This window comes from Candidatus Cloacimonadota bacterium (assembly GCA_012516855.1).
In the GTDB taxonomy this organism is placed as follows: domain Bacteria; phylum Cloacimonadota; class Cloacimonadia; order Cloacimonadales; family Cloacimonadaceae; genus Syntrophosphaera.
The window spans coordinates 1-8,719 of the sequence record JAAYWB010000111.1 but is presented as its reverse complement, the minus strand read 5'-3'; the positions used below and the strand labels follow the sequence as shown (position 1 = coordinate 8,719).

Below are 8,719 nucleotides of genomic sequence, written 5' to 3'. Positions count from 1 at the left end.
GTTGGTCGTCCGGATCGTTCTCCGGTGTTCCAAAGGGAAATCAAAAACCGAAAACCCTTCTGCCAGGTTCTCTTCCAGCCATGCCGATAACCGTGGTGCAGAAACAGCATACTTCTGGATGGCTGTTTGGAGTAACTCTTCAGCAGTCTTGCGGTCTGAAGCATTGAACATTGAACGAATGTCTGCGGCCACCTCCAATCTCATTGCCTGTTTGGGCAGATATGCGCCCGCGTTTTGCTGCAGGTGGAATTGACACCTTTGCCACGGCACACTGCCCAACACGGCTCTCCTGGCTGCTCCAAGCCCTTCGTGGTCGTCACTAATTACAAGCTTCACTCCGTTCAAACCGCGGTCTTTCAGGCTCTTCAAGAAGGTTTTCCAGTGGGTTTCGTGTTCACTGAGGGATACAGAAACACCCAGAATCTGCCTTTCCCCCTCTGGAGTGATCCCAGATGCCACCAGAACAGCCGCATCTCGCACTTGCCCTGCTTCACGAACCTTCTCATAACGAGCATCCACGTAGAGATAGCTGATCTCTCCCAAAGGTCTTTCACGCCATTCTTGTAGCACTCCGTCCAGCTGTGCAGTTGCCCGGCTAACCTGTTCAGAAGAAATCTCAACCCCGCATAGCTGTTCAGTGATGGCTTTCACCTTACGGGTAGACACTCCCTGAACGTACATCTCAGCCAGGGTGATCGTGAGCGCTCTTTCACTCCTCAGTCCTTTCTCAAGGGCTGAAGGATAAAAACCACCTTCTCTGACTTGAGGTACTGCAAAGGTGATCTCACCCATGCGGGTCTTCACGGTCTTGGGCTTGAAGCCATTTGCATGTCCCTTGCGATCCTCAGTGCGCTCATAATGTTCAGCCTGCAGGTATTTTGACCTTTCTACCTGCATGGCGTTGTTGATCAGCACTCGCATCAGCTCCGGGATTGCTTCAAGCCCTTTTTCTGCTATTTCGTCTGCAAAGGTATAATCATTTTGGTGAGTCATTTTGTTCTCCTTGTATGGTTTAGTCACCTTAAGGATACTTCTGACTCACCGCTTTTGTTAAGGTTCAACAATTTACAGGAAATATGTTACACCAACTACTTTCCTTATAAGATTCAGATTATTCGCGGCAAGAATTTATATTTATAGTGATTAATTTAATCCACAGCCTCGGTTATTCACCACAATTTTCCAAGAGAGACTGGGAAATGACTCATCAAAATGAGTGCAACCTGTCTGCAGGGACGATTGAAGAGATATTGCGCAACAGATTAGAGGCTGTTCGGGAGATGGTGCGGGTGCTGTTCAACAGTGTCACACAGGCGGAAAGACCAAGTACCTGCAAGCCGGAGAATACGAACGCAGCGCATACCCGAAAGGTCATACCAACGGGTATAAACCGATATTTTGGTGGTTGTTCAACTCAATTACCCCCACATTTAGTGATCCACCGGGGACTTGAACCCCGAACCCACTGATTAAGAGTCAGTTGCTCTGCCAATTGAGCTAGTGGACCGTTCTTCGGGGGTTATTATATCCTAAAAAGAAACACTGTCAAACAACACCAGCCACGCTCAACCTGTGCGGGGTTTTGCTTTTTTCCGCCAGCGCAACACAGCCTTTTTCACTGGCCTTAACCTTAAGGTGAACAGCGCCGCCAGGTAGGCAGCCGTTAGCAGCGGTAAGGTTTTCACCTCTGCAGCGGGAATGAATTTCCCGTTGGCTATCCATGAGTAATGCACCAGCACCAGCACCCCTGCCGGGTACACCATCGTGTGAATTTTCTTCCATGAACCACGGAGGGCTCTCTTCATCTTGTTGAGCGAGGTCACAGCCAATACGCTGAGGATTAGAAAAGCGACCGCTCCTGGCCAAAAGTATGGATGATTGGAAAAACCTTTGACCAAAGCATAAAAATCCATTCGGTAATTCAGGAAAATCAGGATTAATACGTGAACCATCGCGAAATAGAAGGCGTTCAAGCCAAAAGCCTGTCGCAGCGGCCCAATATGGATGTTCCCGGTAAGCGTGCGCAGGGGAGTGATACTCAGCGAAGCCAGCAGGAAAAGGAAGGCAATTCTGCCGGTGATCAGCTGAGCGTTTCGCGCCGGGTATTCTCCCAACCAACCTGCCAGGTAACCCGCCAGCAGGATCAGGAAAACGACCGCGGCGAAAAGATTGACGACAAGCCTCCCCCTGTTCTTGATTCTTTTCCGCCTGGGCTGAACACCTCCTTCCGTGGAGGTATGGTCGTGGCTGATGGAAGTTTCAGGTTCAATGCGCATCTCGAGGTTTTATTAACTTTCTTGAAAAACAGGATGAAACCAACCAGTGAACATTATAAGCGATGTGCACGAACGCCGGTCATCAATGCATCAGTTGTACTGCCGTATGGAGGGTTGGCGCAGTTGGATGGCGATGGACACAGCCAGTAATACGCTGGCGAACACAAAAACGGCGAGGGCTTCGCTGGTCAGCCCTGCCAGCCAACCAGCGACCAATGAACCGATGGGGAAGCCACCCTGAAACAGCAGAATGTACACACTCATCACCCTGCCGCGCAGCTCGTCGGGGACGTGGGTTTGGATGAGCGCGTTCGTGAGGTTGACCACGGTCATCAGGCTCCAACCCATCAATACCAGCATCAGCAAGGAGACCGGCAGCAGACGAAAGAGGGCGAACAGCAATAGCGAAACAGGCATCACCAGGCTGCCGATGCTCCATAACCTGCCACGGATGATGCGCGCGCCCAGATAGGCGATCATCAGCGCTGCGCTCAGCGAACCCAAACCGCGCGCTGAAAGCAGCAGACCATTGGTGCGCACATCTCCGCCCAGCACCCCTGTCGCCCAGGCGGGCATGAGTGCCAGCAATCCAAAGCCAAAGACCGCGCTAGCGGTGAGCATAACCAGCAGAACGCGGATGTTCGCGTCTTTAAACGAGTAGCGCACTCCTTCGGTGAGTGTATGAGCCAGTGATCCCTGCGCAGGGCGTAAAGGGGGTTTGGCAGCGATTTTCATCAACGCCAACGCCAACAGCACCGCGATAAATGAAAGCCCATTGATGGTGAAGCACCATCCAGGACCCAGCCAGGCGTAAACCAAACCGGCAGCCGCCGGACCGATGATGGTGCCCAGATTAAACACCGAGCTATTGAGAGCGATGGCGTTGGTGAGTTCCTGTTTGGGCACCAGGTCCACCACAAATGATTGGCGACCGGGAGCGTCGAAGGCATTGGCCGTCCCCAACAGGAGCGCGAGGAGGATGATGTGCCAGGCGCGCACGGTGCCGCTGAAGGTGAGCACCGCCAGGATGAAAGCCAGAACCATCATTGAACCCTGGGTGATGAGCAGCATTTTTCGCCGTGAAATATGGTCAGCGACGGTGCCGGCGAAAAGCGAGAACAACCACACCGGTATGCCGTTGGCGAAGCCGACAATACCCAACATCATGGGAGACGCGGTCAGTTCGTATACCAGGTATCCCTGGGCGGTGGCTTGCATCCATGTACCGATGAGCGAAACGATCTGACCACCGAACCATAAACGGAAGTTGGGGTGCTGCAAAGAAGAAAAGGTCTGTGATAGCTTATGCTCTAGCATCTGCAGATTATTTTAAGAGTATCCTGATATTGCGCAATTCCTAACTGACTGCCCTTGCGCAAAATCCAGCGCGCTAAAAAAACCGCTAATGATTGGCTACCCGTAAAAGAAAGGGGGGGGCAAAATGATCTCCCGGCTGCCAACAAAAAACTCTTATAATAAGATTGGCTCTGAGCTGGTCCCAATGGAACTGGAGGGCGATGAGTGAGATGATGCGAGAACTTGCTTATAGCTGCATTTTCATGAAAAGGATTGGATGGGGTTATACACACACCCTCACCCTGATGCCCGGCGGAAGGCTTGGAGGGATGGAACACTGGATGGCGGTCAGGCGCGCAAAACCCGACTACCTATGCACACCCTCCTCGTGCCCGAAAATCGGACAATGATGGATTATCCTTTCCCGTGGATTCCCCGATGTTTTACAGCGAATTTATGCGCTTATCCCAGCAAACACTTCGGGCTGAAGGATAGGAAAAAAGTCGGTTCCGCCTGATCATTAATGACGGCGAATCCCAATCGATCCTGCAGCTGCATGTTCACTTGGCCGCTGGCGAGCCAAACCGCGAGGTAAAAAAGGAGTAATACTTTGGAAGATACACTTACCGTGATCATGAAAAGACGCAGCATTCGAAAATTCACCGACCAGCCGGTGGAAAAGGAAAAGATCATCCAGCTGCTGGAAGCGGCTATGGCTGCCCCAAGCGCAATGAACGCGCAGCCCTGGGAGTTTGTGGTGATTACAGAGAAGTCAGTTATGGATAAATTCCGTCGGGCGTTAATGTTCGCGAAAATGAACGCCCCCGCAGCCATCTGCGTGCTGGGCAGCAGCCGCATGCAAAAAGGGAAAGTGGGCGACAAGTTTTGGGTGCAAGATTGCAGCGCCGCCACCCAAAACATCCTGCTGGCAGCCACCGCGCTTGGGTTGGGGTCTATCTGGGTGGGCGTGCACCCCGTGACCATTTTTAGCCGACAGGTGAGCCATATCCTCAACCTGCCGAAAGGCGTGACCCCCTTGAACCTCATTTACATTGGCTACCCGGCAGAAACAAAGGAGCCGCGAACGCAGTACGAGGAAGCACGCGTGCAGTGGGGTCCGTTCCCGCCCGCAGAAAAGAAGCACGCCAAAACTTTCCCGCAAGACCAGTCTATTCTTTTAGACGAGCAATCAAATGACCATACAGATCAATGAAATGTCCGTTCTCCATATTCAGGCGGCGCTTGCCTTATGGAAGCAAATAGAAGGCATGGGGTTGAGCAGCGCAGATGAACCAGGCGCGCTCGCCCGTTTTATCCAGCAAAACGCCGGGTTGTCGTATATCGCAGAAGAGGATGGTCAACTGGTGGGTACCTGCCTGTGTGGCTGCGATGGCAGGCGAGGTTACCTCTATCACCTGGCGGTTCTACCTCAGTACCGTCGGAGGGGGCTGGGCAGCGCTTTGGTGCGCACCGTCTTCACGGCTTTACACAAGAGAGATATTCATAAGTGCCACATTATGGTCTATACTACTAATCATAGCGGTTTAAAATTCTGGCAGGCAGATGGTTGGGTACGCAGACCGGAGATCGTGCTGATGTCGAAAGAGATCGAGGTGCGCGATGGTCCGGCAGCTTGATGAGGGAAGCGATGAAAGCGAGTAAAGTGGCGATAATCCTCAGCCTGTGCTTGTGGGTGCTCACAGCCTGCAACGGCGGAGAACAAGCAGGGCTGAACCAAGAGACTGGGGTATTCCCCAAAACGGATTGGTCCACGATCCCAGAGCAGTTACCCGCGTCACTGAAAGGGTACGAACTGTATTCTTGGCAACAGGGCAAAACACGCGTATACACGCTTACCACCGGCACCAATCGCACCAAGTCTTTCGCTGAGATTACGGCGGCTGAGAATATTTGGGAGGGCGACTATCTGAAAATTTCCGTTGCCAGCCTGGAAGAGCTGAAAAAGCTGCTCAGCCGCCTGCCTGCTGAAACGCAGGTTTTCTGGGGCGGCATTGACCTCTCAGGACAGGTGGAGGAGGGAACCCTCTACTTTTCATACCCGGCAGATGAGGAATTGAAAGAGATTCTTCAATATTCGCAGGAGCTTGGCTTAAAACTACACACTATTCACGAACAACAGGAGGATGAACCGTGATTTCACAAGATATTCCTTTGGTCGAACTGCACCGCCACCTGGATGGCAGCATCCGTTTGGAAACCATCCTTGAGCTGGGGTTAAAACACAACCTGCCATTACCTGGCAAAACGCTTGATACTCTGCGCCCGTTTGTACAGGTTACCACACCGCAACCAGGGGTGATGGCGTTTATTGAAAAGTTCAAATGGATGACCGGCGTGATGGTGGATTACGACTCCTGCCGGCGCATCGCCTATGAGAACGTGGAAGACGCCTGCAGAGAAGGGATTGATTACATCGAACTGCGTTACAGCCCCTGGTTCATGGCAGAAGCCCACGGCTTGCAGCCTGAGGGCGTGGTGGAAGCCGTCACGGAGGGTATACGCGCGGCAGAACAGGAACACCCCATTCGTGTCAACCAGTTGGGAATCCTTTCACGGCAATACGGACCGCAGATTGCCATGAAAGAATTGGAGGCGGAACTCAGGTATGCTCATGAGTTTGCCGGGTTGGACCTGGCTGGTGATGAAGAGGGCTTTCCCGGCGAATTGTTCCGCGACCATTTCCGTAAGGCACGAGACGCTGGCTGGCATATCACTGTGCACGCCGGAGAATCCGCCGGGCCGGAATCGATCTGGCAGGCGGTGCGCGAGCTCGGGGCGGAGCGTATTGGTCACGCGGTACGCGCGCCAGAAGACCCCGCGTTGCTCGATTTTCTGCGTGAGAAAGGCATCGGCGTCGAATGCAACCTCACCAGCAATGTGCAAACCAGTGTGGTCTCGGATTATGCAGCGCATCCCATGCGGCTTTTTATGGAAAAGAAAATTCTCGCCTCTATCAACTCAGATGACCCCGGCATCAGCGCCATCAACCTGCGCTATGAATATGAAGTGGCGGCGCCGAAGGCAGGATTAAGCCCGGCGATGATTCGCCAGGCACAGGAAAACGCTCTTCTCACCGCTTTTCTGACGGAGGAAGAGAAAACAGCCTTACGTCGAAAAAAATCCACTGGGGCATAAATCCGTCTATGCTATAATGCAGGCACTTAAATAAGGAAAAAGGCTGGATGCGATATCTCATAACCGGCGCGGCCGGGTTCCTGGGTTCAGCGCTTGCCAACCGCCTCACGGCTGCAGGCGATGTGGTCATCGGGGTGGATGACCTTTCCGCGGGTGATCAAAAAAATCTTTCACCAACGGTGCAGTTTGTACGCGGTGATGTCAATGACCGACCAACTTTGTGGTCGCTCCTGCAAGAAGTGGATTGTGTCTATCACCTGGCAGCCAAGGTGAGCGTGCAGGAGTCGGTGCTGTATCCACGTGAATATAACAACGTTAATGTAGGCGGTACGGTGACTTTGATGGAAGCCATGCGTGATGTCGGCGTCAGGCGCGTGGTGTTCATTTCTTCCGGCACTGTTTATGGCAACCAACCGGTGCAGCCGGTAAAAGAGACCGTCATTGTTAACCCGCGCGTGCCATACGCGGTTTCAAAGCTGGCAGCGGAGTACTATGTAAAAACGATCGGTTCCCTGTGGGGGATTGAAACGGTATGCTTGCGGGTTTTCAATGCATATGGGCCTGGTCAGCGCATTCCGCCGGTGCACACCCCGGTGATACCCGGCTTCTTACACCAGGCGTGGGAGAATGGCACCATTGTGATCCATGGTGACGGCAACCAGACGAGAGATTACGTTTACGTGGATGACGTGGTAAACGCCATGCTGGCCGCGGCGAACGCTCCCGATGTGAACAAGCTCACGATCAATGTCGGTAGTGGTACTGAAACTTCTGTAAGAGACCTGGCCAGAATGGCGATTGAAGTAACCGGCGGGAACCCTGAAGTGGTATATAACCCGCGCAACGAGGGCGGCATAAGCCGTTTACGCGCTGATATTAGCCTGGCGCGTGAATTACTGGCCTACGAGCCTGAGGTGGAGCTGCTGGAAGGATTAAAGCGCACGCTGGCGCATGACACCACCACAGATAAAACACAATACGAATGATCAATGCAAGCAGACAAGTGATTTTTCAAACACCACCCGGGCGGGTGGCGTTTGATTAAAGCGGGAAGGTGCTGTTTGGGTATAATACTTGATATGAATTGCTTGCCGCAATCCTTTTACCTGGGTGAAGTAACTGGCGTGGCGCGCGCGCTGCTGGGAAAGCGCCTGGTCCGCCAGGTGGACGGGCGGCGCATTTCGGGGATCATCTGCGAAACTGAAGCCTACCGCGGAGAGGATGACCTGGCCTGCCACGCGCACTCAGGTAAAACCCGGCGCAACGAGGTAATGTATGGGCTGCCGGGTAGAGCGTATGTCTACTTTACCTATGGTATGCACTGGTGCCTGAATACCGTTTGCGGTGAAGAAGGGTATCCTGCGGCGGTTTTAATTCGCGCCATTTTGCCGGAAGAGGGTTTGGAATGGATTGCTGCGAGAAGGGCGGGGGTTGAACCTGCCAACTGGTGCAACGGTCCGGCGAAATTAACCAAAGCGCTGGGGGTTGACGGTGGCTTGAATGGGGCCGACCTGATGGATGCAAACAGCCCGCTCTTCATTGAAGAAGGATATATCATAGAGCAGGCACAAATCAGCACTTCGCCGCGGGTGGGCATTCAATCAGCGCCCGAACCGTGGCGCTCAATGCCCTGGCGCTTCACCTGTTCCTGCCGGGCGGGGGCTTGATGGACGAAATCGCGCTATACCGCACCATGTACAGGATTCGCCGTTTTGAGGAAACGGTGCTCGAGGAATTTAAGCGCGGTGTGTTCGCTGGCACCACGCACACCTCCATCGGACAGGAAGCCAACGCTGCGGGAGTGATTGCCGCGCTGGACTCACAGGATATTATCGTCACAAATCACCGCTGTCATGGGCACTTCATCGCCTATGGCGGAGACCCGCGGGCGTTATTTGCGGAAATGATGGGGCGCCAGACGGGCGTTTGCGGCGGCAGGGGAGGGTCGCAACACATTCACTGGCGCAATCTCTACTCCAATGGCGTGCAGG

General features: G+C 53.4%; 10 protein-coding genes and 1 tRNA gene. 7 read left to right on the top strand and 4 right to left on the bottom strand.

Features of this window, described 5'->3' with window-relative positions; translation table 11 throughout:
- The 4 genes from GX466_09240 to GX466_09225 form a co-directional block, all read right to left on the bottom strand.
- Nucleotides 1-993: IS256 family transposase (locus GX466_09240; GenBank protein ID NLH94379.1), on the bottom strand; the 993-nt coding region annotated here is incomplete at its 3' end.
- Between the two features lie 441 nt (nt 994-1,434).
- Nucleotides 1,435-1,507: transfer RNA gene (locus tag GX466_09235), tRNA-Lys, on the bottom strand.
- A 58-nt stretch (nt 1,508-1,565) separates the two neighbouring features.
- Nucleotides 1,566-2,276, bottom strand: a complete 711-nt coding sequence (locus GX466_09230; GenBank protein NLH94378.1) for a hypothetical protein — start codon at nt 2,274-2,276, stop codon at nt 1,566-1,568.
- Between the two features lie 90 nt (nt 2,277-2,366).
- Nucleotides 2,367-3,593, bottom strand: a complete 1,227-nt coding sequence (locus tag GX466_09225) for an MFS transporter (GenBank protein ID NLH94377.1) — start codon at nt 3,591-3,593, stop codon at nt 2,367-2,369.
- 613 nt (nt 3,594-4,206) lie between these two features.
- Here GX466_09225 and GX466_09220 point away from each other — a divergent pair.
- From GX466_09220 to GX466_09190, 7 genes are all read left to right on the top strand, one after another.
- Nucleotides 4,207-4,785, top strand: coding sequence for a nitroreductase family protein (locus GX466_09220; GenBank protein ID NLH94376.1), 579 nt, complete (start codon nt 4,207-4,209; stop codon nt 4,783-4,785).
- Complete coding sequence (locus GX466_09215; GenBank protein NLH94375.1) at nt 4,766-5,209, top strand: GNAT family N-acetyltransferase; 444 nt, start codon at nt 4,766-4,768, stop codon at nt 5,207-5,209. Before GX466_09220 ends, GX466_09215 begins: the two co-directional genes overlap by 20 nt.
- An 11-nt stretch (nt 5,210-5,220) precedes the next feature.
- Complete coding sequence (locus GX466_09210) at nt 5,221-5,727, top strand: hypothetical protein (protein NLH94374.1); 507 nt, start codon at nt 5,221-5,223, stop codon at nt 5,725-5,727.
- Nucleotides 5,724-6,728, top strand: coding sequence for an adenosine deaminase (add, locus tag GX466_09205; protein NLH94373.1), 1,005 nt, complete (start codon nt 5,724-5,726; stop codon nt 6,726-6,728). The genes GX466_09210 and add overlap by 4 nt, the downstream gene beginning before the upstream one ends.
- 47 nt (nt 6,729-6,775) lie before the next feature.
- Nucleotides 6,776-7,714, top strand: coding sequence for an NAD-dependent epimerase/dehydratase family protein (locus GX466_09200; GenBank protein NLH94372.1), 939 nt, complete (start codon nt 6,776-6,778; stop codon nt 7,712-7,714).
- Nucleotides 7,715-7,807: 93 nt separating this feature from the next.
- Nucleotides 7,808-8,395: a DNA-3-methyladenine glycosylase gene (locus tag GX466_09195; protein ID NLH94371.1), complete on the top strand. Its 588-nt coding sequence runs from the start codon at nt 7,808-7,810 to the stop codon at nt 8,393-8,395.
- A partial coding sequence (locus GX466_09190) for a thiamine pyrophosphate-dependent dehydrogenase E1 component subunit alpha (protein ID NLH94370.1) occupies nt 8,395-8,719 on the top strand: 325 nt, incomplete at its 3' end. The genes GX466_09195 and GX466_09190, both read left to right, overlap by 1 nt.